Below are 25459 nucleotides of genomic sequence, written 5' to 3'. Positions count from 1 at the left end.
CATCTTCTCAGATTGCTCATCAGGGTCTTTGACACCAGTCAAAGCCCCTGAATACCTTAACCGAACATGTCTGAAGTGATACCAGCGTACCAACCCAGCGACTCTTCATAAGTTGCTTTTCTCAAGTCCGCATCTTCGCCGGTCTGGCTGATAAAGCCGTCCACTTTGGCAATCTTTTCGGGAGTCGCTTCGTAAGTTGCGCCAACCTTGACACCATCATCGGTGTCGATGAGCGACCAGCACGTGTTGGAGAACTTGGCCGGAAAAACTTTGGACCCGGTCAACGCACCTCGCACGGCATTCGCACAGACTTTCGCCTGACTGTTGGCCGAGAAGCCGGATTTGGGCATGTCACCCTGTTGGCTGGCGTCACCAAGAACGTAGATATCTAGGTCGGCTTTGGAGGACATATCCGCGGCGTTCACGGGTGCCCAGTTGCCATCGGTCACCCCTGCCATTTCCGCAATGCGTCCGGCTTTCATCGCTGGGATCACGTTGCAGACATCGACCTTGGTTTCTTCGCCGTCGATAGTAACGGTCATTGCATCCGGGTTTACGGCGACATTGCCGCCGCCGAAATCTTCGCCGATCCAGTCAACCATTCCTTCGTAGTGGTTGGCCCAACCCTCTTGGAACAATGACATCTTGGAAAACTTCGGTTTCGGGTCAGCAACGATGATCTTTGCTGTCGGGTTGTTCGCCTTCAGAACATGCGCAACCATTGAAACCCGCTCATACGGTCCGGGTGGGCAACGGTACGGATTCGGTGGCGCGACCATTGCAAATGTACCGCCTTCAGGCATTGCCATGATCTGCGCCTTGAGAAGCTCGGTCTGAGATCCAGCCTTGTACGCATGCGGCATTTTATTTTGCGCCGAGACGTCCCAGCCCTCGACCGCACCATCAACAAAGTCGATACCCGGGCTCAGGATCAGCTTGTCATATGGAACAGACCCGCCACCTGCCAAGGACACCGTCTTGGCATCGCGATCCACCCCTGTGGCCCAATCATGCACCACGTTGATGCCGTAGTTCGCGGCAAGCGTGCCATAGCTGTGGGCAATGTCCGAAAGCTCCTGAAACCCTCCCAGATACAGGTTTGAGAAGAAACAGGTGTAATAGGTCCGCGACGGCTCGATCAACGTTACGTCGATCTCACCCCTGCTGTCTTTTGCGATGTAGCGCGCAGCAGTTGCACCGCCCGCACCGCCGCCGACAATTACCACGCGTGGTTTGCCTTGCGCCAACACCATCGGTGCCGATAACCCGGCTGCTACCACCCCGGCGGCTCCAAGAAATACTCGTCTATTTAGCGTCATCGCGTTTCCTCCTCTTGGACACAGTCACTATGGATTATTGAAGTAGGCAGCCAATGCCGCGATCTCGTCATTGCTCAGCCGTCCGGCAATCATTCGCATGACCGGGTGTGGCCGCTGTTTGTCTTTATATGCGTGCATGGCGACCACGAAGTCTTCGTCAGGCCAGTACACGATCGAGGGAATGCCCTCATCGCCTCCGTCGATCTGATGGCACGTTGTACATTCGCTGCTGAGATATGCGCCGTACTCCGGATCTCCTTGAATCGCCAAGATCGCGGGGTCGATAGAATGATCCGTGCCCTTCGCCGTCGGGTCCGCTTCTGGGATGTCCTGAGGATTGTCGGAAAAATCCCGCAAATAGGCGATCACGTTGGCGCGGTCTTCCGGGTCTTTCAGGCCACCAAAACTCATCCTGGTGCCTGACGCGAATGCACGTGGGTTTTCGATGTACGCAGACAGTGTGTCAGCGTGCCACTCCAGACCCGAGCTACCCGCGCGCGCAAGGCTTTTGGAATAGCTAAAGCCATCCAGACCAGCTGCCCTGCGCCCAAAAATCCCATTCAGATGCGGACCGATTTTGTTTTCGGCCCCCTTTCCAACCTGATGACAGCCTTTGCATTTGGCAAACACAGCTTTCCCTGCCTCAGCATCGCCAAGGTCTTCTGCAGCGTAGGTCGATGAAGCAGTAGCCCCAAAGAACGCGGCACAGACAAGCGCGTTCGACAAACGCATCGTCAACTTCCAAACGTCTTAAGATAGATGATCAAAGCTTCGATATCGTCCTGTTTTCTGAGACCTGCAAAAGACATCCTTGTGCCTTTCATGTATTCCTTGGGCTTCGTAAGAAAGGCAGTCATTTCTTCATCGGTCCAGACTAGTCCCGCCTCCGCAGACGCCTGCATCGCTTTGGAGTATTTGAAGCCCTCGACCGATCCAGCATTAGCTCCGATTACCCCGTTCAGAGCAGGCCCAGTGCTGTGCTTTGCACCTTCACCAATTTGATGGCAGGATTTACACTTCTTAAAGACTTTCTCTCCGGCAGCAGCCAGTTCTGTAACCTCGTCTGTCACTTCGGTTTCTTGAGCGGCCGGTATGGCTGCGACCTCTTCATCAGGCTTTGGTGCTGCAGTTGGAATGAACGAGGGGCCTTCTGCCGAAAACGTCGGCAACTCATCCGGGCTGGCATTATTCATGACCGAGTTCGAACCACCCTCCGCGGGTGTTTCAACCAGAAAAACAGAACGCATCGTGACGGCGGTCTCTGCCTTGCAGTTCTCCATGCAAGGCTCTTCGCGCCATTCAGTGTATTCGGTCTCGGGTCGTACATCGACAACGAAACCGTCCATATTGTACATTTTGAACTCGGCGAAGTTTTCGTTGTTTAGCTCGAAATCGTCATCCACCAAATCATTGGAGTAGAGGATGTATGCGACAATTGCGTAGGTCTCATCCGCTGTCAGCGTGCCCGCTTCACCAAAAGGCATTGAGCGGGAAATGTAATCCCAGGCAGTCGACAAATGTGGCCAATATGACCCAACGGTTTTTACAGGATCTTCGTCTGCAAGCGTGTCAAACCCACCGGCCAGAACAGGCCAGTTATCGGCACCTTCGGCAAATTCACCGTGGCACGACGCACAGCGGGCCACAAACACCTCTTCTCCGGTCCAGACGTCGCCTGAACCTACGGGTAGGCCACGCCCATCAGGCAAGACGTCAACGTCCCAGGCCGCGATCTCTTCCTTCAGTGCCGACCGCCCAAGCCCAAGGCTACTCTCGCGGATGGGCGCGGATGCGGTCAAGTTCGCACCATTGGCGACCCGTTCTGCCGCCGCTGCCTGGATTTCTTCGACTTTGATCTCCAGTTCGGCTGCTCGTTTGGATTCTGCTTCCGCATTCCCCTGGGCAACTGCTGCATGCGCCTCAACCTGCCCTATCCGGGTTTCCAATGTCTCTATCTTCGAGTGGCCGTAGTTCCGGTTCGCGAAAGACACAGCTACCGCAAGCACCAACGCCGTACCGCCAAATACGGGCAGGAAAACATGACTAAGAGACTTCAACATTCTCGGCGATCCCTTCTGCGCTCACGTACCAAGTCTGGATACAGTTGTTGTGGTAGACCGAGTTTTCTCCGCGTTTTTCACGCAACTGGTCTTTGGTTGGTTGCACATAACCGGTCTCGTCTATCGCCCGGGCCTGCAAGAGCATTGGCGCCCCGTCCCAGTTCGTATCGAGATAGAAACGTGTAAGAGCCTTGGTGTCGCCCTGCTTACCAAGACGCGCTGTCTCCCATGTGATTCCACCGTCCATTGACACATCGACCCGTGTAATTTGTCCGTGGCCTGACCAGGCAAGCCCGGAAATGACCAGCGGACCCGGTCCGTGTTTGATCGGCATTTGCGGGCTGGGTGAGGTGATGACAGATTTAGCATCCATCACCCAAGTCCATTTCTGGGCCGTGCCATCGACGTAAACATCGGTGTATTTTGATGTTTCTTCGCGGCTTTCGACCGCCATATCAACAACCTCGATCCGGCGCAGCCACTTGACCCACATGTTGCCTTCCCAACCCGGCACCACGAGACGCACAGGGTACCCATGCTCCATCCGCAGCGCTTCGCCATTCGCCTTGAATGCAACCAACACGTCATCCAGCGCTTTTTCCATCGGGATAGAGCGGCCATTGGACGACGCATCTGCGCCCTCAACATAGACCCATTTGTCAGGTGAGATGTCGGCACCTGCTTCCTGCAACAGCGCGCGCAGCGGAACACCGGTGTATTCCATGTTGTGAATCATGCCATGAGTAAATTGGACGCCGTTGAGTTGCGCACCAGCCCACTCCATACCTGTGTTCGCCGCACATTCGCAGAAATACACGTGGTTTTCGCGCGGGAACCGCTCAATGTCTTCGTATGTAAAGACAAGCGGGCGATCAACCAGCCCGTTGATCATCAGGCGGTAGTCCTCCTTGCGCAGCTCGATCGCGCCTGAATGGTGACGCTCAAAGGCGCATCCCTGCGGAGTGATCGTGCCATCGAGCGCGTGGATCGGCGTGAAGTTGATCGACGAAATCGGAGAGGCGGTCAGCCATTCCACATTGCGGCGCACGACATGGGATTCAAAGCTGATCGGCATGCCATAAGGAGTCTCATCAACACCTGCCCCCGTATAAGATGCCCAATCCTGAAGCTCTGTTATCAGTGGGTCGGGTGTTTCTGCCGCTGCCGCACCTGCAACGGATCCTGCGGCGACCGCGGCACTGCCTTTCAGGAAGGCCCGGCGGGACGGTTTGAACGCGTCATCCATATCTCTTAGGTCTCCATCGGTTTCTTAAGCGCCGATTACTTCGACACTGGTGTTCTCTTGCACCGTTACGGTGCCAAGGTTGCGAACATGGTTTTCGACGACATCCCAAATCGGCGGGCCCTCGGTGCCTTCGTTGACGCTGGCCCAACCGGCCACGACATAGGACTTGGCCGGGTCGATCGCCTCACCGGTTTTCAACAGCGTCATGTCGCTGATCCTCTGCCCCTGCGGCTTGGTTACGTCGATCCGATAGCCCAGCCCGCCAACGCGGACCATGTCGCCACCCTGCTGGTAATAGGGGTCGGGATTGAACAGATTGTCGCCGACATCTTCCAGGATGACATGGATGAACTCCCCGGTCATTTCTGTGCGATAGGCGTTCGGATAGGACATTGAAGTGACGTTCCAAATATCCTCGCGCGTTATTTCCTGTCCCGGAAGGATTGACGGCCCCCAACGGACGCCGGGCGACATTGCGATATCTGCCTCACGCTCATTGATCAGAGCATCGCAGATCAGGTCATCCCAAGTGCCGTTGAAGTTGCCGCGGCGGTACAGCAACGAGTCTGTTTTGCCGATCACCTCGCTCAGCGCCGCCTCATAAGGCGCGCGCTGATCATTTATCAGAGCAGTGATCGCAGGATCTGGTGCAATAACATCAGAGAAAATCGGGATAAGTTTGTGCTTTAGCCCCATCATCTGCCCATCGCGCACGTCGAGATCCACACGGCTGACGAATTTGCCGTTCGATCCAGAGGCGATGATATGCGTTTTACCCACCAGAACCGGCTCGGGCAGCGCGTCATGGGTGTGGCCACTGAGGATAACGTCTATCCCCTGAACACGACCCGCCATCTTCTTATCCACATCAAAGCCGTTATGGCTTAGGACAACAACGACATCGGCGCCGGCATCGCGAACTTCGTCCACCATTGCCTGCATGTTCTCATCCCGGATCCCAAACGAGTATTCGGGGAACATCCATCCCGGATTTGCAATCGGCATGTACGGGAAGGCCTGTCCGATCACCGCAATCTTGGAACCGCCCCGATCAAAGAACTTGTAGGGTTTGAACATCTCTGCGGGTTCATCCCATTCCGCATCAAAAATGTTCTGCCCCAAGGCGGCAAAAGGCAAACCTTCAACAATCTCATTGACACGATCACTGCCCAACGTGAACTCCCAATGGAAAGTCATCGCATCGGGTTTCAGCGCATTCATGACGTTAACCATGTCCTGACCGGCCGTCTGATAGCAGGTGTAAGAACCGTGCCAAGTATCACCCCCGTCAAGAAGCAACGCATCAGGACGGTCCGCTCGAATGGCGTTGATGACAGTTGAGACCCGATCCAAGCCACCCACCCGACCGTAGGTCTTGGCCAGTGACTCAAAATCAGTGTAGGTCAGCGCATAGGCCGACGGGCTTCCATCTTCTATCCCGTATGCCTTGCGGAACGCGGCGCCAGTAACATGTGGCATCTGTCCTCTTGCATCGCCAATACCAAGATTGACTTCGGGTTCACGGAAATAAATTGGTTTGAGTTGCGCGTGAATGTCGGTGACATGAATCAGGCTGATATTGCCAAAGGTCTCGAACTCTAGCAGTTGATCCTGCGTTAGACTTTGCTGCGCAGCAAGCCTGGCCCAGTTGCCAAACCCGGACGCTCCGAACAGAGCCGAGGCCGCCATTGAAACCTGCAAGAAGTCACGTCGAGAAATCATCTATCAGCTTTCCTTTTACACATATATATGTGTGAATGTTATATAGGTGAAAAACCCGCTCCGGGCATTGCCCAGGCGGGTCATTCGTTATTGACGTACAGCTGGGGTTTCGACTGAAAGCCCGTTGCCACGCGAAGCGACATAGAGCTCCAGTGCCCGGAACTCGTCCGACCCTTCGGCAAAGGTTTCAGCACGTGTATCGCGAATACAACCGCGGAACCGATTGTGGCGCGAGATCAGTTTGGCCTGCTTCAAACGATAGGTAGGGAATCCATTTATCATACCCTGGCTCAGGTGATCCGCTCGGATCATATTGCCCCAGTTTTCTTCATGACAGTTGGCGCAGCTCAGTTCCAACTGACCGTAGCGGGTATAATAGATTTCCTTGCCCTCTTCCCAGAATGGCGCGGCATCACCATCAATAGCAACGTTCATGGGCATCCCGCGTGACTGCAGACCGATCAATGCGACCATACCCTGCATGTCACCACCAGACCATTTCCAGGCATCGGCCTCCATGCGATCGGTACGGCATTTGTTTATCAGATCTTCCATAACCACCAGCTCGCCGCTTTCAGCATCGACCTTGGGCATGGACGCCTGCAGTCCTTTGAAGCTTTCCACTCCATCATGGCACGAGGCACAACTTTCACCTGCAGCACCATCAACTGTCTCATAGAGGTCGGCTGCCTGATCGACGAAGATCATTGCCGGATTGTCAAAATCATCAATCTGCAGTGCCTGAGTTTCATCTGTGCGGAAATGCCAACCCGAATAGATCGTGTCCAAATTCTCCAGATGCGCCGCGGCCTCGGTGACCGAGGTCATATTCAGCTCGTCATTGATCACAAGATTATCTTCGTCCGGTCCAGCCATTGCTGCCATTGGGAAAGCCAGAACAGCCGCGATCGCCGTAAGTGCCTTGGTATTCATTACGTTCCTCCCTTGGTGGGCCAGCGCCAGAAATCACAACCAGCGCTAACCTTCCTTAGTGGTCGAGCCGTCAGGCGATCTCGATCGTTTTCTTCTCGTCGTAAACTGAGCCATCATCATCGTACCAGGTGAAGACAAACTCACCAGCCTCGGGCACGGTTGCTTCGAACTGGAAGTACGGATTTGTCGAAATCGCAGGCTCCATAGTCACATCAATCACCATTTCACCGTTAAACTCGCAGGTGAAACGGTTGATGATCGAGCGCGGGATGACGTTGCCTTCTTTATCCTTGCGCTGGCCGCTTTCCATCTTGTGGCTGATCAGAGTCTTGATCGTAACAGCTTCGCCAGCAGCGGCTGTCTTTGGAACCTTGACGCGGGGCTTTACACCGGATGCCATTGGTTAATCTCCTGTTCTTCAGGGCGCGTGGCGATTAACCGCCGCAACCGCCGATTGTCACTTTTACGGTCGCGGACGCTTTGGCAAAACTGCCATCTGCCATCTTCGCCACAGCAATGACATCCTGCGTTCCGGCAAGACGGATGCGGGTTGAAGCGGCTTGTTCAGCAGCCAGCGGGCCGAAATTGAACGTTGCCACGCCCGGTTCGGGGTTGCCTGCGGCCACGATCAGAATTGCAGCTGCGCCCGGAGCACTGACTTCGATTGGTACGGTGTTTCCGTTTTCCGCGATTTCCGGTGCCGTCAGTGTAACACCGCCATCAGCCACATCTGCCCCGCCTGAAAATGCGGAGATCGCATCTTCAGCAGCTGCATTCGCTCGTAGCGGCATAATTGTCAGGAACGCGGCGCCCAGCCCAAGGGCCAGAGTCTCGCGGCGAGAGAGTTCCATTTTCAATCTCCTTTGAATCTTCGAAAAGCCACGCCAGAAGGCGAGATTATTCCTCTTTCAGTGTCGCTAGAAACGCGACCACGTCCTCAATTTCCTGTGCAGTCAGGATCGTCGTTAGAGGCGCCGTTGGCGCTTTGCCCGTATAGGCATCGCCTGGCCGGATATAACCGTCATCCTTGTAGAACGCCGGCATTACCGTGCCTTCGAACGTCATTTTTGCGTTTGCTACTAAACCGCGAAGCTCTGCTTCGGTCCAACGATCACCGGCGCCATCCAGCATCGGGCCAACCTCACCATGGAACGGAATGTCCGCCAAAGCTGAGACCGCGTGGCATGCCACGCAATTGCCTTTGGACTTGTCGCCAACGATGAGTGCACCGTTTGCCGCGTCACCATTAACATCGGTCAGAGAGACCTCGATTGCACCATAGTCGTCATAGGGTACGTCTTTCGGACTTGTCTCTTCGGCAAATGCGGCAACGCCCATCATAGCGGATGCCAGTGTTAAGAGTCTCAGCTTCATGATCCCTCCCATTTGCTACCGCGCCTGTGGCGCTTTGCGACCCAAAGACTTTGTGCACCGTAGTCGACGAACATGGTTCATCGCAACATCAAATTCATCATAATGAATTTTTTTATCTGTAACGTCCAATCTCACTCCTGCGAAATATTGTTTCGCTCCTGAATGCGCCGCGCGTGATACCTTTGGAAATCTTCGCCATTATCAAGTTCATATCGCTTCTGATCGACCCAGGTGAAAAGGTCTAAGGTTGTTCCCTTGGAGAATGCTCCCGGCATTACAGCAACGGCAGCATCGATGGCTGAGGCAGCCTCGGGCACCTCTTCCGGCAGAAAAACAAGCGTTGGGGTAAACAGAATCCCCCATTTGCGCATCAGCGCTCTTTGCTCACTCTCTTCTCCGTCAAAATCAGTGGCAGTGGTGCTTCCATGCAAATCCAGCTGGACGACAAAAAAGTTCTCTTCGATAAACGCCGCCAGGTCGGGCTGTGGGAAAACCTCTTCGTGCATCTTTTTACAGTAGATGCAGCCCCGTTGTTCAATGAACAAAACCAACCGCTTACCTTCACCTGACGCCTCTTCAAGATCCTCGCGAAGATCTTTGAACGTATCACGCATCCACGGTGTTTTATGCAATCCATCGTCGCCCAGATCAGCAGCAGAGACTGCAGCCCCTATCATGCATGCGATCAAAACTGACAAAGTGCGTTTCATGTCTTCCTCCCGGATTAACCAATGGCCGCAAGCCAGGGCATATAGTCCAGCATCCATTGTGCTATGTGATTGATCGAGTTGGTTGCGATCAGGACCCCGAACAGGATCAACAGCCCCCCCATTGCCATTTCGATCTGCGGCAAGTGCTTCCTGAACCGCACCATCCATTGCATGAAGGGGCGAACCAAAAAGGCCGCCAGAACAAACGGTGCAGTCATTCCAACCCCGTAAACGAACAGAAGCCCCGCGCCCCGCCAAGCCGTTTCAGTTCCGGCCGCTGTAAACAGGATTGCAGCGAGCACCGGCCCAACACAGGGCGTCCAGCCAAAAGCAAATGCCAATCCAAGTACATATGCCCCAGTGAGGCTCACGTTTGATGTCTCGCCAATATCTGCACGTAACTGCCGATACAGGAACCCGATGCGAATTAACCCCAGGAAATGCAGGCCCATCGCTATGATGATGGCTGCAGCAATCCAACGCAGAATATCGAAGTATTCTCGTACCAGCTGACCAAATATCGAAGCCGTGGCCCCGAGAGCCATAAAGATGGTTATGATTCCAGCCGCAAATGCGATTGCAGCAAGCGTTGCCCGGCGGCGAACCTCGCTGGAAATGGCGGATGTCGCAGTAATCTGCTCCATCCCGACACCCGCCAGATAACTGAGGTAAAACGGCACAATTGGCAGGATGCAGGGCGACAGAAAGGACAAAAGTCCGGCGACCAAAGCTCCTGCAATTGTAATGTCGAGCATGGTCAAACCTGTCCTGGCGCGCTATCATTCACACATTCAAAATTATAAAGATATGTCACTGCGGTCAATCGGAGCTTTGGATGCGCCACCTAATCCCACGTTTGCTTGCGATCACGTTGCTTGTTTTTCCCGTGGCTTTACGGGCCGAAATGACACTTCTGATGGCAGAAGAAGATGGGTGCATGTGGTGCGCCCGCTGGGACTCCGAAATTTCAGAAATCTACACTAAGACACCTGAAGGAAATGCCGCACCGCTTCGGCGTGTCGATATCCACGCAGCCATGCCTGACGACATCACATTGGAACGGCCTCTCTACTACACACCAACCTTTGTTCTGTTGGACAATGGCCGAGAGGTCGGACGAATCGAAGGCTATCCCGGTGAAGATTTTTTCTGGGGTGTGTTGGGCGTTTTACTGCGTGACGCTGGGATACTAATTGAGACCTCTGGATAAACTGCGGTATATTACATAAACTGTTTTGAATGCGTGAAGCCATGAAAGCGAGGCGATCTTGTTGGACAAATCTTCGAACCTGCCTGTGTTCTCCAAGGACATGTGCGCCGAAGACATGGACAGAATGATGGAGAATGCTCAGACCGCGTCAAATTTCCTCAAGGCAATCAGCCATGAGGGGCGCCTGATGATTTTGTGTTATCTGTCGTCAGGGGAAAAATCGGTCACGCAGATGGAGGAAATGCTCTCAGCGCGTCAAGCCGCGGTGTCTCAACAACTCTCCCGCTTACGCTTCGAGGGCTTGGTGAAGACACGACGCGAGGGGAAAACGATCTACTACAGATTGGCTGATGATCGTTCGACCCAAATCCTGGAAGTCGTTTACGACCTTTTCTGCAGGGAGAAGTAGAAGCCGGTCAGAAAGCCGCCAGCTTTGGGAGGAGACTGGCAATGCTCGAAGCATTGGGAGACACAAATACCGTTGCTCTGATCGGTTTGATTGGTGGCATCGTATTGGGATTGGCCGCACGCATCGGCCGTTTTTGCACGTTGGGTGCAATCGAAGACTACCTTTACGCAGATGATGACCGGCGGCTGCGCATGTGGGCAATGGCAATCGGTGTTGCGATTGTCGGCAGCCACACAGCTATGGCATTGGGGGGACTTGACCCTGTCGGAACAAGGTATCTTGCACAGACCTGGAACCCCCTCGGTTCGATCGTGGGGGGCCTCATGTTCGGGTACGGAATGGCCATCTGCGGTAACTGCGGCTATGGCGCGCTGGCAAGGCTGGGAGGTGGTGACCTTCGATCATTCGTAATTGTTTTGATCATGGGTCTTTCCGCTTACGTCGTAATGTCCGGACCCCTCGCCTATCTGCGGGTATGGATCTTTCCAGAGGAAATGGATCTCAATGGCCCCCAGAGCATTAGCTTTCTTGCCGAACGGTTGACCTCTATTCCAGCTTGGCGCGTTGGCTCTGTTATCGGTGTGGCTTTGGTGTTTTTTGCTTTGGCAAGCCATCGCTTCCGCCGCACTCCGGCACAGGTGTTTTGGGGGTCTGTAGTTGGACTGGCAATCGTTTCGGGCTGGCTTGGCACGAATTGGGTTGCGACACATGGTTTCGATGGTGAGCCGGTGCAAACCCATACCTTCGCGGCACCCCTGGGTGACACTATTTTCTACCTTATGACTGCGTCCGGAAACACTTTGTCCTTTGCGGTCGGATCAGTCTCCGGCGTTCTCATTGGCGCGTTTCTGGGGTCGTGGTCTAAAGGCCATTTCCGATGGGAAGCATGCGAAGATCCACGTGAACTCAAGCGACAAATGCTGGGCGCTGCGATTATGGGTCCAGGTGCGATCATCGCGGTTGGTTGCAGCGTCGGGCAAGGCATATCTGCATTCTCACTTCTGGCCTACAGCGCGCCCGTAACATTCGCTGCAATCTTTGCAGGCGCAGCACTTGGATTGAGACAGCTCGTGTCTGGACTGTCCTTCATAACTGAGCGTTGAGTTCACAGTTCAAATCAGCGGGAATCCGGGTTTGCACCGGTGCAGCTGATGCGCTGCACCAAGACCTAAAGAAACCCGGTTAATTTGTGATGGTGCTGGCGACTCTGCCATCACAAAAGCAAGCCAAAACGCTCTCTTTCCGACTTCGTCCTCGATCTCGCTTCTAAGGACATACCAAGCTTATCGAGCCCTTGATTCAGCCTGTTCTCTGCGCCCTCAGAAGGTCGTGACAAACGCGCAAACGAAAAATGTGTTATGATGGCCCCTTAGAAAAGGGGGCTACTATGTACAATCCCGTATCATCTATCTCAAAATTTCGGATCGGCTTGTCTGCATTGAACATCGCCGAACAGAAGTCAATTTTTGACTGCCTTCCCGCCGCTGTTCAGGCGGCAGTGTGGCAAGACCGGCTTAGTGAAGGCATTGCGGCACTGTCTGACAAGTCTCAGTGCCGGTTACTTTCCGAGCTAGAGGATTTACTCAATCCTGACTGCTACTCCGAAGACAAAGCGAACCATACGGCCACTTCTCGTCTTGAGGAGTTGTCGCCTGTGATCGAGAAGGTTTTTCCAGATCACTCGGTGTTTCATAAATATACGCAGCAACTCGGCGGCAATGCTTGCGATAGCCCGATTATCGAAATTGCTAAAGGCGCGCCGCCTACCTGCACATGTTCGTCTTCGAGATCCTGTATGTGGTGGCACAATGATTGTGGGGCAATGCAGGAATGTCTTGCCGGTGGGTGCAAGAAGACTAACGTTGGATGTGGGGTCCTCTGGCTTCAGACATGCGATGGCCTTTGCACTGGAAACTGGTGCTGAAGAACGCAGGAAAGCTCTACCTATTCCGGCAGCAAAGCCTTTGCATTCTTTGCCAAACTACAGGCCTGTGTTGAGGTCTAAATCAGGCGCGTCGCGCGTCACGGTGTGACGATCAACCTTCCCGGATATGTCGATCTGAACAATCAGAGATTCAGCACGTTGAAAGCGGTCAAAATAAGGAAAGGTGACGTGGTCCAGATGCGTCATGTCCTGGCACTGCATCTGATAGTCTGCCCTGAATTCGGTATGCACATTTGATCCGTTGTCTACGACCGGTCCCAACCCTTCACCAGACAGGGTGACATTGGCCGAGACAGTGAAACACCCCGCCTCTTCAGGCAAACTGAACAGATCAAGCGGGTTAGACAATTCGGAAATGGCTCCGGCGACCGAGGCCTGATCGCCTTCGGTTTCCGCTGGACCTTCGAACCCCAGGACGTCAAGACCGGGAACCACAAGGGAAATTGAAATCCCGGCTTCCGAAAAGGAAACCGCCAATCGGCCCTGCCCATGCTCGTGCTGATTTGCAACCTGGGACTGAGGCAACGCGTTTACCGGGAAAAGCGTTAAAACAAACACTAAGAACTTCATGACCATGGAACCATCTGAAAAGAATCAACTAAGCGACTCTAAACTGAAAAAACATTCGCGCAATCGCGTCACAATACACCAAAGCCCACTAGATTTGGGTAGGAATGAGCTATTTTCACTCACAATTTACCTGACTATAAAACTCAGGTTGACTTAGTTGACTATTTCTATCAGTTAATTGGTCGAGCGTCGCATCGCGCGAACCCATTGTTATCTGACAAGAAAGACTACCCCCCAATGAATACCCCCCTGAACCTGACAAGCGCCGTGGCTCTGATGGCCGCCACCTCTGCTTTTGCAACCGAGACCCCCTCGAAAGCCGATGTTCTGAATACCTACGCCAATATCGCCGAGGCGAAGTACGATGACAGCCTGATTGCAGCCAAATCGCTGCAACGCGCCGTGACCGCGCTGATTTCCGAACCAAACGACGCAACACTGAATGCCGCCCGTTCCGCTTGGATTGCGGCCCGCGTCCCTTATCAGCAGACCGAGGTTTATCGGTTCGGAAATGCGATCGTTGATGATTGGGAAGGTAAAGTGAACGCATGGCCCCTGGATGAGGGCTTGATCGACTATGTAGACACCACCTACGGCGGCCCGAGCGACGAGAATGAGTTCGCCGCATTGAACGTCATCGCCAACCCAAGCTTTGAACTTTCAGGCGAACCAATCGATGCCAACGACATCACCCCGGAACTGCTGTCGGGCACTTTGCACGAGGCAGACGGGATCGAGGCCAACGTCGCCACTGGTTACCACGCGATTGAGTTCCTGTTGTGGGGCCAGGACCTGAACGGCCACGGTGAAGGCGCGGGTAGCCGTCCATGGACGGACTATGCCCAAGGTGATGCCTGCACCGGCGGTAACTGTGACCGCCGCGCCCAGTACCTTGAGGCCGTGACTGAACTGCTGGTCACCGATTTGGAATGGATGGCGACCCAATGGCAGGACGGAGGTGCGGCCCGAACTGCCCTGACCGAAAATGAGAGCGCAGGAATAAGCGCGATCCTCACCGGAATGGGCTCGCTGTCCTATGGTGAGCAGGCCGGTGAGCGGATGCGTCTTGGCTTGATGTTGAACGATCCCGAGGAAGAGCATGACTGCTTCTCGGACAACACGCATAACAGCCACTACTATGATGGTCTTGGCATTCAGAACGTCTATTTAGGCAGCTATACCCGCATCGACGGAACTCCTGTCAGCGGCGCATCGCTTTCGGATTTGGTGATTGCCTCCGACCCATCTCTAGACGCCGAGATGAAGCTGAAGCTGGCCAACACAATGCAGGCGCTGGGTCGGATCAAATCCACAGCCGAGGCCGGGTTCGCCTATGACCAGATGCTGGAACGCGGCAACGAAGGTGGCGAAGTTTTGATCATGGGCGGTGTGAACGGGCTGGTGGACCAGACCAAGACAATCGAGCGGATCGTCACCATTCTGGACGTCGATCAGATTGAGTTCGAAGGTTCTGAAAGCCTGGACAACCCGACGGCTGTTTTCCAGTAAACCTAGCGGTTCGGGGGCGGAGGATTATCCCGCCCCCAACTTATTTTCGGCTAATTGACAGTATGCCGCAGGACATGCACTTAATAACTGACTAATATAGTAAGAATACAAACCAGAGCGCCACCTCCATGATTGTCTGCCATTGCACCAAGATCACAGACACCGAGATTCATGCCGCCATCGACTGGATGCGCGTTTCCGACCCTAGGGCAGTCATAACCCCTGGCAAGATCTATCATGCCCTTGGAAAATCAGCGGATTGTGGCGGATGCATGCCGCTTTTCCTAGACACCATGCGCTCCAGCGATAATCTGGAAGTCCCCATGCAGCTTTGTGCATTACGCACCAAGGCATCACAGGAGAGTGTAGATGAAGGGCGATCCCAAAGTCATAGAATACCTCAACAAATCTCTGCGGCATGAACTGACGGCAGTCAGCCAGTATTGGCTGCATTACCGTCTGCAAGAGGATTGGGGCCTGACCCACATGGCAAAGAAAAGCCGTGAGGAAAGCATCGAAGAGATGGGCCATGCCGACAAGCTGATCGAGCGCATAATCTTTCTGGAAGGTCACCCCAACCTGCAGAAACTGGACCCGCTTCGGATTGGACAGACCCCGAAGGAAACTCTGGAATGTGATTTGGCTGCCGAGAATGATGCGCGTGCCCTGTACGTTGAGGCCCGTGAATATTGTCGAGAGGCGGGCGACTACGTCACTATGTCTCTGTTCGAGAACCTGATCAGTGACGAAGAAGGCCACATCGACTTCCTCGAAACACAGCTTGATTTGTACGAAAGGATTGGCGAAGCCAATTATGCGCAACTTAACGCATCGAAAATGGACGAAGGCGAGTAAGCTCTCGCTTGTGGCGGTGGCTGCGATTGCAGCCACCCCGATCCTGTCCGCTGAACTGCAGGATCTGCATCTCAACTTCCAACCCAGAACCGAAGATGAAAAGGCCCGGATCGCGGATGTGATCGCCGCGCCCACGGATTTCGACGCCGCGCAACGGTTCGAGGACCTGCCCGCCGGTGCCGCAACCGTAAGGGCACGTCAGGACGCAGATGCATTTTCGCAACCTTCGGGCAATCTGAAATTCGAACAGGAACTGGATTTCAAGGTCGGCAACGGGCTGTTCAAGAAAATCTGGGTGTCTTCGCCTTCCTCGACCCTGGCCTCGGACGGTTTGGGGCCATTGTACAACGCGCGCTCTTGCCAACGATGTCACATCAAGGACGGGCGCGGCCACACACCAAATGGGCCCTATGACGGGGCTGTTTCGATGTTCCTTCGGGTCTCAATCCCCGGTGGCGGCACAATCGATGAAATCGCGGACTACATCGCCACTCAGCCCGAACCCAATTACGGCGGGCAGATGCAGGATCTGGCCCTCGCGGGCCACCCCGCCGAGTACCGGCTGGACATCACCTATGAAAACCTTCCTGTCGCGCTATCAGACGGCGAAACGGTCATTCTCCGCAGCCCGACCTATACCGCGGCGGATCTTGGATATGGCCCGCTGCACCCCGAGGCGATGCTGAGCCCGCGCGTGGCCCCACAGATGATCGGTCTGGGATTGCTTGAAGCGATTCCGGTCGCGGACCTGCTGGCAAAGGCCGACCCGGACGACGCGGATGGCGACGGCATCTCGGGCCGTCCCAACATCGTTTGGTCAGCCGAATACGACGCGCCGATGATGGGCCGGTTCGGATACAAGGCCGGGATGCCCACGATCATGGAGCAATCAGCGGCGGCTTTTGCCGGGGATATCGGGATTTCGAGCCCGCTTTTCCCTACAGCCCATGGCGATTGCACCGAATTGCAGGCGGATTGCGTCACCGCTCCCCATGGCGACAACGACGACCGCGTGTTCGAGATTGACCAGCAAGGCATGGACCTTGTGGCGTTTTACAGCCGCAATCTCGGCGTCCCAGGGCGGCGCGACATTGATGACCCGCAGGTCCTGCGCGGCAAGCAGGTGTTCTTTGATACCGGCTGTGCCTCGTGCCACACGCCGTCTTATGTCACCCACCGGATGGACGACCGGCCCGAACACAGTTTTCAGCTGATCTGGCCCTATACCGATCTGCTGTTGCACGACATGGGCGATGGTCTGGCCGACAACCGCCCCGAAGCGCGGGCAACAGGCCGGGAATGGCGCACGCCACCTCTTTGGGGTGTCGGCCTGACCGAGCAGGTCTCGGGTCATACCCAATTCCTGCATGACGGGCGGGCGCAATCGCTGCTGGAGGCCGTTCTGTGGCACGGCGGAGAGGCGCAGACGGCGCGCGACACCGTTGTCTCGATGCCCAAACCCGACCGCGACGCTTTGATCCGCTTTCTGGAGAGCCTCTGATGCGTGCCCTCGGCCTGGCCATTGCCCTTATTCTGCCCCTGTCAGCCTTGGCGCAAAATCCCAGCCAGATCCTGACAGATGTTGTTGAAGGGCACATTCTCCCCGGATACGCACAGCTATCTGACGCAACAGCTGCGCTGGATGCGGCAGCGCAGGCGGATTGCACAGCCGCTTCACCGAACCTTCGTGCAGCCTATCACCTGGCATTCGACCGCTGGGTCACGGTAAGCCACTTGCGCTTTGGCCCCTCCGAGGTCGATGACCGCGCATTTGCGATGGCATTCTGGCCAGACACAAAAGGGTTTACACCCAAAACCCTATCCGGCCTGATTGCCACCCAAGACGCGGTGGTTGACACCCCCGAGGCCTATGCCGAGGCTTCGATCGCGGGACGCGGGTTTCTTGCGCTTGAAATGATGCTATTCGACCCAGCCCTCGCGGATCAGGGCGACAGGGCCTATCGATGCGCTTTGATCCGGGCGATTGCTGCAGATTTAAACCGCAATGCGAAGGCGATGGATCACGACTGGCAACCTTTCTCTGCCAACCTGACCATGCCCGGCGGAGACAGTCCTTACCGGTCTGCTGATGAAGCCATGCAGGAACTTTACAAAGCTCTGATCACCGGATTGGAATTCACGGCCGAAACACGCCTTGGACGCCCCATGGGCACCCTAGAGCGCCCCCGCGCCAATCGGGCCGAAGCGCGCAGGTCTGAACGGTCACTACGCCAGGTCGAACTGTCATTGATCACGCTGCGCGATCTGGCCACCAGGCTGTCCGCAGATCATCCGCAGATTGCCGCTGATTTGGATAATGCGTTCGACAAGGCTATCATCCGCACGCGTGAGTTAGACGACCCTACACTGGCCGGTGTCTCGACACCTTCGGGTCGGATACGGGTCGAAGCCTTGCAGCAGATGATCAACGACATCCGCACGATTGCAGCAACCGAGCTGGGCCCGACCTTGGGTATCAGTGCCGGATTCAATTCGCTGGACGGGGACTAAGCCATGACAAGCCGCCGTCAATTCCTTGCGGGCCTGGCTGCAGCTAGCCTTGCCCCAACACAAGGTTGGTCGACTGTCGGCGCGCCAGATTTCCTGGCGGCGGCGCTGTTTCCGGACGGCACCTATCGGCTGGCGGGCCTGAGTTCTGAAGGCGGTATCTTATTCTCTCTCCCCCTGCCGGCGCGCGGCCATGCCGCTGCGGCGCATCCGTCACGCGCGCAAGCCGTGGCTTTCGCTCGCCGCCCTGGCACCTTTGGCGTGGTGATCGATTGCAAGAGCGGAACCCAAACCGCACGGATGGATGCTCCCAAAGGCCGCCATTTCTATGGCCATGGCGTGTTTTCCCGAGATGGAACCCATCTGTTCACCACCGAGAACGACTATGAGGCCGGTGAGGGTGTGATTGGCGTCTGGGACTCGGAGGACTACACGCGGTTGGGCGAGTTTTCTTCGGGCGGGGTCGGGCCGCATGATATGCGGCTCATGCCGGATGGGGAAACTCTGATCATCGCAAATGGCGGCATTGAAACACATCCTGAAATGGGCCGAACCAAGCTGAATCTGCCCATCATGCAACCGCGCCTAAGTTATCTGAGTCTGTCAGGCTCGGTCCTGGAACAGATAGAGTTGCCCCGGACACTGCATAAAAATTCGATCCGACACCTTGCCGTTCGATCCGACGGTCTGGTCGGGTTTGCAATGCAATGGCAGGGCAACAAGTCAAACCACCCGCCTTTGCTGGGACTGCACAAAAGAGGCGAGGCTCCGCGCCTGCTTGCAGCCCCGGAATCGGTGCAAAGTGCCTTGCAGGGTTACGCTGGCAGCATTGCTTTTGCCGGGGACGGCAAAACCATCGCCATCACTTGCCCTCGCGGCAACAGTTTGCTTCGGTTCGACAGCTTGACCGGTCAACTTAACGACACGACCCCGCTTGAGGATGTTTGCGGCCTGGGTGCCGGGCCTTCCGGTTTTGTTTTCACCACCGGCACCGGGCTGGTCGGAGCGCTTACTGCCAAGGCCCGCATTTCCGCCCGGCCGGATTGTCAGTGGGATAACCATCTGGTTCCCGTTGGTCTGCCTGTATAAATTCGGAAATACCCGTCACATAGATTACACTTGGACGAATCGAATTGCTGCCGTATTGGCGGGCGCGAAGCAGGCACCCTAGGTTAAGGACAGACTTGATTGAAACAGACGCCCGACGCACCGCATTCCATCTACGGGGTTGAGAAATGGGGCAAAGACCTCATCGAGGTGACGGAAGACGGCGAAATCGGTCTGCGCAATCCCCTTGCACCAGAGACTGCTGCAATCAGCCTGCCCGGTATTCTGCGTGATCTGGACGATCGCGGCATCAAAGCTCCGATGATCCTGCGCGTCAGCTCCTATCTGGAGCACGAGATTGTCCATATTAACGAAAGCTTTGCAGAGGCGATTGCCCGGGTTGGGTACAAAAGCGGCTATCGCGGTGTCTTTCCGATCAAGGTCAACCAACAGGCTCAGGTGGTCGACCGGATCGTCGAGTTTGGGAAGAAGTACAATTATGGCCTTGAGGCTGGCTCGAAACCGGAACTTGTGGTCGCGCTTGCCCATCGTCTGGCCAATGAGGCGCTGATCGTCTGCAACGGCGTCAAGGATGCCGAGTTTATCCAACTGGCCATCCTCAGCCGCAAAATCGGGTTCAATACGGTGATCGTGCTGGAAAGCCCGAAAGAGGCCGACACGGTGATCGAAGTCTATAACCAACTGGGCATCGAACCGCTGATCGGGGTACGGGTTAAACTGACCAACCAGATCAGCGGGAAATGGGAAGAAAGCTCGGGCGACCGTTCCGCCTTTGGCATGAACACCGATCAGCTGGTCGCCACGGTGGACAAGCTGAAGGCCGCCGGATTGCTGCACTGCCTGAAGCTGCAGCACTCGCATCTTGGATCGCAGGTGCAGGACGTCAATGACGTGCGCCGCGCCGTGGGTGAGGCCTGCCGATACTATACCGAACTGACCCGCGAAGGCGTACCGCTGACCCATCTGGACTTGGGTGGCGGCATGGGCGTGGACTACACGGGCGAAAAGAAAGCCGCCGAAAACTCGATCAACTACACGGTCGAAGAATACTGCGCCAACGTGGTCGAAACCGTCGCCTATGCCATGGATGAAGCCGAGGTCGAGCACCCCACATTGGTCACCGAAAGCGGGCGCGCTATCGTTGCGACCTCATCCATGCTGGTGTTCAACGTGCTGGAAAGCACGCTTTATGACGCGCCGGATGGGCCGGAAGTCGAGGCGGATGACCATCATCTGGTGTCAGACCTTGCAGCTGTGCACGGATACCTCTCCAGCGACCGGTTGCAAGAGTGCTGGAACGATGCCACCTTCTATCGCAACGAGCTGCGCGCCCTGTTCCGCCGCGGATATATCGACCTGCGCCAGATGGCGCGCGCCGAACGCATTTATCTGTCATTGATGGCCCGCCTCAAGGCGTTGGCTGCCAGCGATGAGCTCGACACGGATGTCGACGAACAGTTGGAAAAAGTGGCTGATATCTATCACTGCAATTTCTCGCTGTTCCAATCGCTGCCCGACGTCTGGGCCATTGACCAGCTACACCCGATTGTGCCGCTGCAGGGTCTGAACGATACGCCCGACCGCCGCGCTGTGCTGTCCGATATCACTTGTGACAGCGACGGCAAGATCGACCGGTTCATTCTGGCCGACGGTGTCTCGCCCAGCCTGCCGGTACATTCCCTGCCCGAGAATGACGAATACTTCATGGGCGTCTTCTTTGTTGGTGCTTATCAGGAAACGCTGGGCGATCTGCACAACCTGTTCGGCGACACCAATGTGGTTACCATCGACCTGCGCTCTGATGGCGGTTTCGATCTGCTGCACGAGCAAGAAGGCGACACCATTGGTCAGGTCCTGTCCTATGTCGAGTTTGATCCGGCCGACTGTGTCGCCGCCTTCCGCAAAATGGTGGACGAGGCGATCTCGACCGGTACTCTGCTGGCCAAAGACCGCAAAACCCTGATGAGCGCCTATCGCGACTCGATCAACGGCTACACCTATTACGAATAACCCCCGAGAGGAGATGACCCCATGGGAACTTTGAGTGGCAAAACACTGGTTGTCGGCGCGGGCGGCGTCTCTCACGCTGCGGTGCACAAGATGGCGATGAATTCGGATATCTTCACCGAAATCACCCTGGCCAGCCGCACCAAGTCGAAATGCGACGCCATCGCCGCAGCGGTAAAAGAACGCGTGGGTGTGGACATCGCAACTGCGGAGCTGGACGCCTACAAGGTCGCCGACACGGTCAAGCTGATCAAGGACACCGGTGCCGAAATCCTTGTGAACCTGGCCCTGCCCTATCAGGACCTCGTGCTGATGGACGCCTGTCTAGAGGCCGGCATCCACTATATCGACACCGCGAATTACGAGCCCGAGGATGAGGCCAAGTTCGAATACCATTGGCAATGGGCCTATCAGGACCGGTTCAAACAGGCGGGCCTGACCGCAGTCCTCGGCTCTGGCTTTGATCCCGGCGTGACCTCCGTCTTTGCGACGTGGCTGAGAAAACACAAGCTGGATACGATCCGCCAGATCGACGTGCTGGACGCCAATGGCGGCAGCAACGATCAGGAATTCGCCACCAACTTCAACCCCGAGATCAACCTGCGTGAGGTTCTCGCCGAGGTGCGCCACTGGGAAGGCGGCGAATGGAAACACTCCCCCGCCATGACCCATAAGGTCGAGTTCGACTTTCCCGCTATCGGCCCCAAAAACATGTACCTGATGTATCACGAGGAGTTGGAGAGCCTCTCCACCCACTTCCCCGAGATTGAGCGTGCCCGCTTCTGGATGACCTTCGGCGACGCCTACATCACCCACGCCAAGGTGTTGGAGAATGTCGGCATGACCCGCATCGACCCGGTGATGCACGACGGTAAAGAGATCATCCCGATCCAGTTCCTGAAAACCCTACTGCCCGATCCCGGCGATCTGGGTGCCGAAACCAAGGGCAAGGCCTGTATCGGCGATATCGCCACGGGTCAGGCCAAGGATGGCTCGGGCGAGAAAACCTATTACATCTATAACATCTGCGACCACGAGGAATGCTACGCCGAGGTCGGCAGCCAAGCGGTTAGCTATACTACTGGCGTTCCGGCTATGATCGGTGCCGCGCAGGTGCTCAAAGGCAACTGGACCGCGCCAGGAGTGTGGAACATGGAACAGCTCGACCCGGATGATTTCATGGACATGCTGAATGAACATGGTCTGCCATGGCAGGTCCACGAACTAGACGGCCCGGTCGAGTTCTGATCCGCAAAGCTTCATCTGGCCCTAAATACCTCGGGGGGTCCGGGGGGCAGCGCCCCCCGCCCTCTCCAAATTCGGAGACGCCTGATATGTCCGACATGATGACCACACAAGCAGGCGATGCCGGTGCTTTCCGCAATTTCGACCTCACCCGCGTGCCGACCCCGTGCTTTGTGGTCGACGAAAAAGCAATTGAGAAAAATCTGGCGATCCTGTCCGATGTCGGCAGCAGGTCCGGTGCACATGTCCTCAGCGCGCTCAAAGCGTTCTCGATGTTCTCGCTGGCCCCCTTGGTCCGCCAACACCTTGGCGGCACCTGCGCCAGCGGTATCTATGAAGCCCGTCTAGGCCGCGAAGAATATGGCGGTGAGGTCGCCACTTACTGCGCCGGGTACAAAGACGCTGACATCGATGAAATCCTGTCACTGTCCGACCACATCATCTTCAACTCACCCGCACAAAAGGACCGGTTCCTGACCAAAGCACAGGCCGCCAAAGTTCAGGTCGGCCTGCGCATCAATCCCGAACACTCCGAAGGTGAAATCCCTAAATACGATCCCTGCGCGCCGTGTTCGCGTCTGGGCACGCCAGTCAGCCATCTAAGCGCTGAAATCATGGCCGGGGTCGATGGCTTGCATATGCACACCCTCTGCGAACAAGGGTTCGAGCCCTTGCGACGCACCTGGGAAGCCGTTGCACCAAAACTCGCCCCGTTCCTGGGTCATCTCAAATGGCTGAACTTCGGCGGTGGCCACCATATCACCCGTGACGACTATGATCGTGATGGATTGATCGCGTTCATCAAGGCGATCCGCGAAACCCATGACGTCGACGTCTATCTTGAACCCGGCGAGGCTGTGGCACTGGATGCGGGCATTCTGGTGGGCGAAATTCTCGACCTGCCGACCAATGGCATGACCCTTGCGATCACCGACATTTCGGCCACCTGCCACATGCCGGACGTGATCGAAGCCCCCTATCGCCCGGCCCTGATGGACGAGGCCGAGGCAGGCCATACCTACCGTCTGGGCGGCCCGTCCTGTCTGGCGGGGGATGTGATCGGCGACTATACGTGGGACAAACCGCTTGAGATCGGCCAACGCTTTGCCTTCCTAGATCAGGCGCATTATTCGATGGTCAAGACCAACACCTTCAACGGTGTCCCCCTGCCCACAATCGCCCTGTGGAACAGCGAAACCGACGCGTTGAAAATTATCAAACAGTTCGGCTATGACGACTTTAAAGAGAGGCTCTCATGAGCGTTTTCCTCGACAGTGAATTGACCACATCGGAACGGACCGAAAACGCCCGGTTTCGTGTAATCCCAGTACCGCTGGAGCGCACGGTATCCTACGGCTCGGGTACAGCCGGTGGCCCGGCGGCGATCATCGAGGCCAGCAACGAGCTGGAGCGCATCACTGGCCTTGCCGAGCCTTGCACAGCGGGTATTTTCACTGAGGAACCTTTGAACTGTGACGGCCCTATGCCTGCAGTGATGGAACGCCTTGCCCTGCGCACCGAAGCCGCCATTCGCGCTGGTAAAGTGCCGGTCACTCTGGGCGGTGAGCATTCTCTGAGCTACGGTGCGGTGATGGGCGTGGCCCGCGCGTTGAACCAACCGATCGGGATCGTCCAGATTGATGCGCATGCGGACCTGCGCGACACGTATCAGGGTGAAAAGCACAGCCATGCCTCGGTCATGCATCTACTGGCCGAAGAAGGCGTCCGACTGGCCCAATTCGGCGTCCGGGCCTTTTCGACCGAAGAGGCGCAGAGCCGGGTGAAGAACAGCGTGTTCCACATTGATGCCGAGGAGCTGGTCACCGGCAACATCAACGCGGTCGATCTGCCCAAGGATTTCCCCGAACTGGTCTATGTCAGCTTTGATGTCGACGGGCTGGACCCTTCGCAAATGCCGGCCACAGGAACACCCGTGCCCGGCGGCTTGGGCTATTATCAGGCGCTGCAACTGGTCGAGCATGCCCTTCGGGGGCGCAAATGCGTGGGGTTCGACGTGGTCGAGCTGGCCCCGGACGGCAATGCCGCCTGGGACTTTACCGCCGCACAGATCGTCTACCGTCTGATGGCCGCCTGCTAACCTTCGGCGGTTTCGTTCAACTCCATATGCCCCTCGCCGCGGCTTAGGACACGGCGCAGCATCGGCTCGAAGAACTCCAACGGTTTGGTCGGGTAATCCGGATCGAACGCCTTTTGGTCGTATTCATGGCAGAAATAGCGGCATTCCTCCCAATAAGGACTGTCGCGGTACTTGTCTCGGGCGTTGCGGTCTCCGCCCAGGTGGTGATTGTAGTAATAGCCCTGGAACACGCAGTGATGTTTGAGGATCCAATGGGTTTTCTGGCTGACATAGGGCTTCATCATCGCCGCTGACAGCTCTCCATGGTTATAGGGAGACAGGATATCGCCGGTGTCGTGGATCAGCGCTGCGACGACCAGCTCTTCTTCCGCCCCATCCTCATAGGCGCGCGTCGCGGCCTGCAGGCTGTGCTGATAGCGGTTCACGGGATAGGGCGTCCAATCCTCGTCCAGCGAACGGATCGCATCCAGTATCCTGTCCGGCAACGCGGCGTTATAGGCCTCTTCGTATTCCATGACGGCGTCCCAATCGGCCTTGGTCGCCTCTTCAAAGCTGGTCCAGGTGGGTTTGTGGGTTTTGTCCAGCATGGTCCGGTCCTTTTGACTGATCATCCAACCGCAGCCTAACGCAGAAAACCTGAGCGAAAAAACGAATTAGCTTGGCCGAAGAAC

The 25459-nt window shown here is 56.1% G+C and carries 27 protein-coding genes; 14 read left to right on the top strand and 13 right to left on the bottom strand.

Annotated elements, in window-relative coordinates; genetic code table 11:
• Window positions 1–56 precede the first annotated feature (56 nt).
• The 11 genes from AC2FHX_RS07495 to AC2FHX_RS07445 all read right to left on the bottom strand — a co-directional run bounded on the left by AC2FHX_RS07495 (window position 57) and on the right by AC2FHX_RS07445 (window position 10119).
• Complete coding sequence (locus AC2FHX_RS07495) at window positions 57–1319, bottom strand: NAD(P)/FAD-dependent oxidoreductase (protein WP_281972435.1); 1263 nt, start codon at window positions 1317–1319, stop codon at window positions 57–59.
• 27 nt (window positions 1320–1346) lie between these two features.
• Window positions 1347–2051: a c-type cytochrome gene (locus AC2FHX_RS07490; protein WP_496700701.1), complete on the bottom strand. Its 705-nt coding sequence runs from the start codon at window positions 2049–2051 to the stop codon at window positions 1347–1349.
• 2 nt (window positions 2052–2053) lie between these two features.
• Window positions 2054–3379, bottom strand: coding sequence for a c-type cytochrome (locus AC2FHX_RS07485; RefSeq protein WP_496700703.1), 1326 nt, complete (start codon window positions 3377–3379; stop codon window positions 2054–2056).
• Complete coding sequence (gene soxC, locus AC2FHX_RS07480) at window positions 3363–4625, bottom strand: sulfite dehydrogenase (protein WP_496700705.1); 1263 nt, start codon at window positions 4623–4625, stop codon at window positions 3363–3365. The genes AC2FHX_RS07485 and soxC overlap by 17 nt, the downstream gene beginning before the upstream one ends.
• Window positions 4626–4649: 24 nt before the next feature.
• Window positions 4650–6347 carry a thiosulfohydrolase SoxB gene (gene soxB / locus AC2FHX_RS07475; protein WP_496700707.1) on the bottom strand — a complete coding sequence of 566 codons (1698 nt, stop codon included), beginning with the start codon at window positions 6345–6347 and terminating at the stop codon, window positions 4650–4652.
• An 87-nt stretch (window positions 6348–6434) separates the two neighbouring features.
• Window positions 6435–7280 carry a sulfur oxidation c-type cytochrome SoxA gene (gene soxA, locus AC2FHX_RS07470; protein WP_496700709.1) on the bottom strand — a complete coding sequence of 282 codons (846 nt, stop codon included), beginning with the start codon at window positions 7278–7280 and terminating at the stop codon, window positions 6435–6437.
• A gap of 70 nt (window positions 7281–7350) precedes the next feature.
• Window positions 7351–7680, bottom strand: a complete 330-nt coding sequence (soxZ, locus tag AC2FHX_RS07465; RefSeq protein ID WP_142635848.1) for a thiosulfate oxidation carrier complex protein SoxZ — start codon at window positions 7678–7680, stop codon at window positions 7351–7353.
• A 34-nt stretch (window positions 7681–7714) separates the two neighbouring features.
• Entirely contained in the window at window positions 7715–8131 is a 417-nt protein-coding gene (soxY, locus tag AC2FHX_RS07460) for a thiosulfate oxidation carrier protein SoxY (protein WP_142635846.1), read from the bottom strand.
• 46 nt (window positions 8132–8177) lie between these two features.
• Window positions 8178–8654, bottom strand: coding sequence for a sulfur oxidation c-type cytochrome SoxX (soxX, locus tag AC2FHX_RS07455; RefSeq protein WP_142635844.1), 477 nt, complete (start codon window positions 8652–8654; stop codon window positions 8178–8180).
• A gap of 131 nt (window positions 8655–8785) precedes the next feature.
• Window positions 8786–9364, bottom strand: a complete 579-nt coding sequence (locus AC2FHX_RS07450) for a thioredoxin family protein (RefSeq protein WP_496688793.1) — start codon at window positions 9362–9364, stop codon at window positions 8786–8788.
• Between the two features lie 14 nt (window positions 9365–9378).
• Window positions 9379–10119: a cytochrome c biogenesis CcdA family protein gene (locus AC2FHX_RS07445; protein WP_496700711.1), complete on the bottom strand. Its 741-nt coding sequence runs from the start codon at window positions 10117–10119 to the stop codon at window positions 9379–9381.
• An 80-nt stretch (window positions 10120–10199) separates the two neighbouring features.
• Here AC2FHX_RS07445 and AC2FHX_RS07440 point away from each other — a divergent pair, with 80 nt between their 5' ends.
• From AC2FHX_RS07440 to AC2FHX_RS07425, 4 genes are all read left to right on the top strand, one after another.
• Window positions 10200–10574: a hypothetical protein gene (locus AC2FHX_RS07440; RefSeq protein ID WP_496676325.1), complete on the top strand. Its 375-nt coding sequence runs from the start codon at window positions 10200–10202 to the stop codon at window positions 10572–10574.
• 100 nt (window positions 10575–10674) lie between these two features.
• Window positions 10675–10983 (top strand): ArsR/SmtB family transcription factor, encoded by a 309-nt coding sequence (locus tag AC2FHX_RS07435; protein WP_142635976.1) that lies wholly within the window; start codon window positions 10675–10677, stop codon window positions 10981–10983.
• A 41-nt stretch (window positions 10984–11024) separates the two neighbouring features.
• Window positions 11025–12086, top strand: a complete 1062-nt coding sequence (locus AC2FHX_RS07430) for a YeeE/YedE family protein (RefSeq protein ID WP_496676328.1) — start codon at window positions 11025–11027, stop codon at window positions 12084–12086.
• Window positions 12087–12370: 284 nt separating this feature from the next.
• The gene (locus AC2FHX_RS07425) at window positions 12371–12907 is read left to right on the top strand and encodes a bacteriocin fulvocin C-related protein (RefSeq protein ID WP_496700713.1); all 537 of its coding nucleotides are present in this window, start codon (window positions 12371–12373) and stop codon (window positions 12905–12907) included.
• Window positions 12908–12964: 57 nt separating this feature from the next.
• Here the strand turns inward: AC2FHX_RS07425 and AC2FHX_RS07420 are convergent, their stop codons facing one another.
• Window positions 12965–13486: a ZrgA family zinc uptake protein gene (locus AC2FHX_RS07420; protein WP_496700715.1), complete on the bottom strand. Its 522-nt coding sequence runs from the start codon at window positions 13484–13486 to the stop codon at window positions 12965–12967.
• Window positions 13487–13735: 249 nt separating this feature from the next.
• Here AC2FHX_RS07420 and AC2FHX_RS07415 point away from each other — a divergent pair, with 249 nt between their 5' ends.
• The 10 genes from AC2FHX_RS07415 (at window position 13736) to speB (ending at window position 24788) form a co-directional block, all read left to right on the top strand.
• Window positions 13736–15007 (top strand): imelysin family protein, encoded by a 1272-nt coding sequence (locus tag AC2FHX_RS07415; protein ID WP_496700717.1) that lies wholly within the window; start codon window positions 13736–13738, stop codon window positions 15005–15007.
• A gap of 128 nt (window positions 15008–15135) precedes the next feature.
• Window positions 15136–15429 (top strand): (2Fe-2S)-binding protein, encoded by a 294-nt coding sequence (locus AC2FHX_RS07410; protein WP_496700718.1) that lies wholly within the window; start codon window positions 15136–15138, stop codon window positions 15427–15429.
• Entirely contained in the window at window positions 15377–15862 is a 486-nt protein-coding gene (bfr, locus tag AC2FHX_RS07405) for a bacterioferritin (protein WP_142635826.1), read from the top strand. The genes AC2FHX_RS07410 and bfr overlap by 53 nt, the downstream gene beginning before the upstream one ends.
• On the top strand, window positions 15822–17363 hold the full coding sequence (locus tag AC2FHX_RS07400) for a di-heme oxidoreductase family protein (RefSeq protein WP_496700720.1): 1542 nt from the start codon (window positions 15822–15824) through the stop codon (window positions 17361–17363). Before bfr ends, AC2FHX_RS07400 begins: the two co-directional genes overlap by 41 nt.
• Window positions 17363–18373: an imelysin family protein gene (locus tag AC2FHX_RS07395; protein WP_496700722.1), complete on the top strand. Its 1011-nt coding sequence runs from the start codon at window positions 17363–17365 to the stop codon at window positions 18371–18373. Before AC2FHX_RS07400 ends, AC2FHX_RS07395 begins: the two co-directional genes overlap by 1 nt.
• 3 nt (window positions 18374–18376) lie before the next feature.
• A complete protein-coding gene (locus AC2FHX_RS07390) occupies window positions 18377–19459 on the top strand; it encodes a DUF1513 domain-containing protein (protein ID WP_496700724.1) in 1083 nt (360 codons plus the stop codon).
• Between the two features lie 99 nt (window positions 19460–19558).
• The gene (gene speA, locus AC2FHX_RS07385; protein WP_496700726.1) at window positions 19559–21448 is read left to right on the top strand and encodes a biosynthetic arginine decarboxylase; all 1890 of its coding nucleotides are present in this window, start codon (window positions 19559–19561) and stop codon (window positions 21446–21448) included.
• A gap of 21 nt (window positions 21449–21469) precedes the next feature.
• Window positions 21470–22693, top strand: coding sequence for a saccharopine dehydrogenase family protein (locus AC2FHX_RS07380; protein ID WP_496700727.1), 1224 nt, complete (start codon window positions 21470–21472; stop codon window positions 22691–22693).
• Between the two features lie 86 nt (window positions 22694–22779).
• Window positions 22780–23949: a carboxynorspermidine decarboxylase gene (gene nspC, locus AC2FHX_RS07375; protein WP_496700729.1), complete on the top strand. Its 1170-nt coding sequence runs from the start codon at window positions 22780–22782 to the stop codon at window positions 23947–23949.
• Window positions 23946–24788 carry an agmatinase gene (gene speB, locus AC2FHX_RS07370; protein WP_496700730.1) on the top strand — a complete coding sequence of 281 codons (843 nt, stop codon included), beginning with the start codon at window positions 23946–23948 and terminating at the stop codon, window positions 24786–24788. The genes nspC and speB overlap by 4 nt, the downstream gene beginning before the upstream one ends.
• Here speB and AC2FHX_RS07365 read toward each other — a convergent pair.
• Entirely contained in the window at window positions 24785–25375 is a 591-nt protein-coding gene (locus tag AC2FHX_RS07365) for an HD domain-containing protein (RefSeq protein WP_142635974.1), read from the bottom strand. The two genes, speB and AC2FHX_RS07365, sit on opposite strands and share 4 nt — an antisense overlap.
• Between the last annotated feature and the right edge of the window lie 84 nt (window positions 25376–25459).

The organism is Ruegeria sp. CDSC042, from assembly GCF_059610745.1.
The sequence above is the reverse complement of the archived record's forward strand: the minus strand, read 5'-3'. Positions and strand labels throughout refer to the sequence as shown.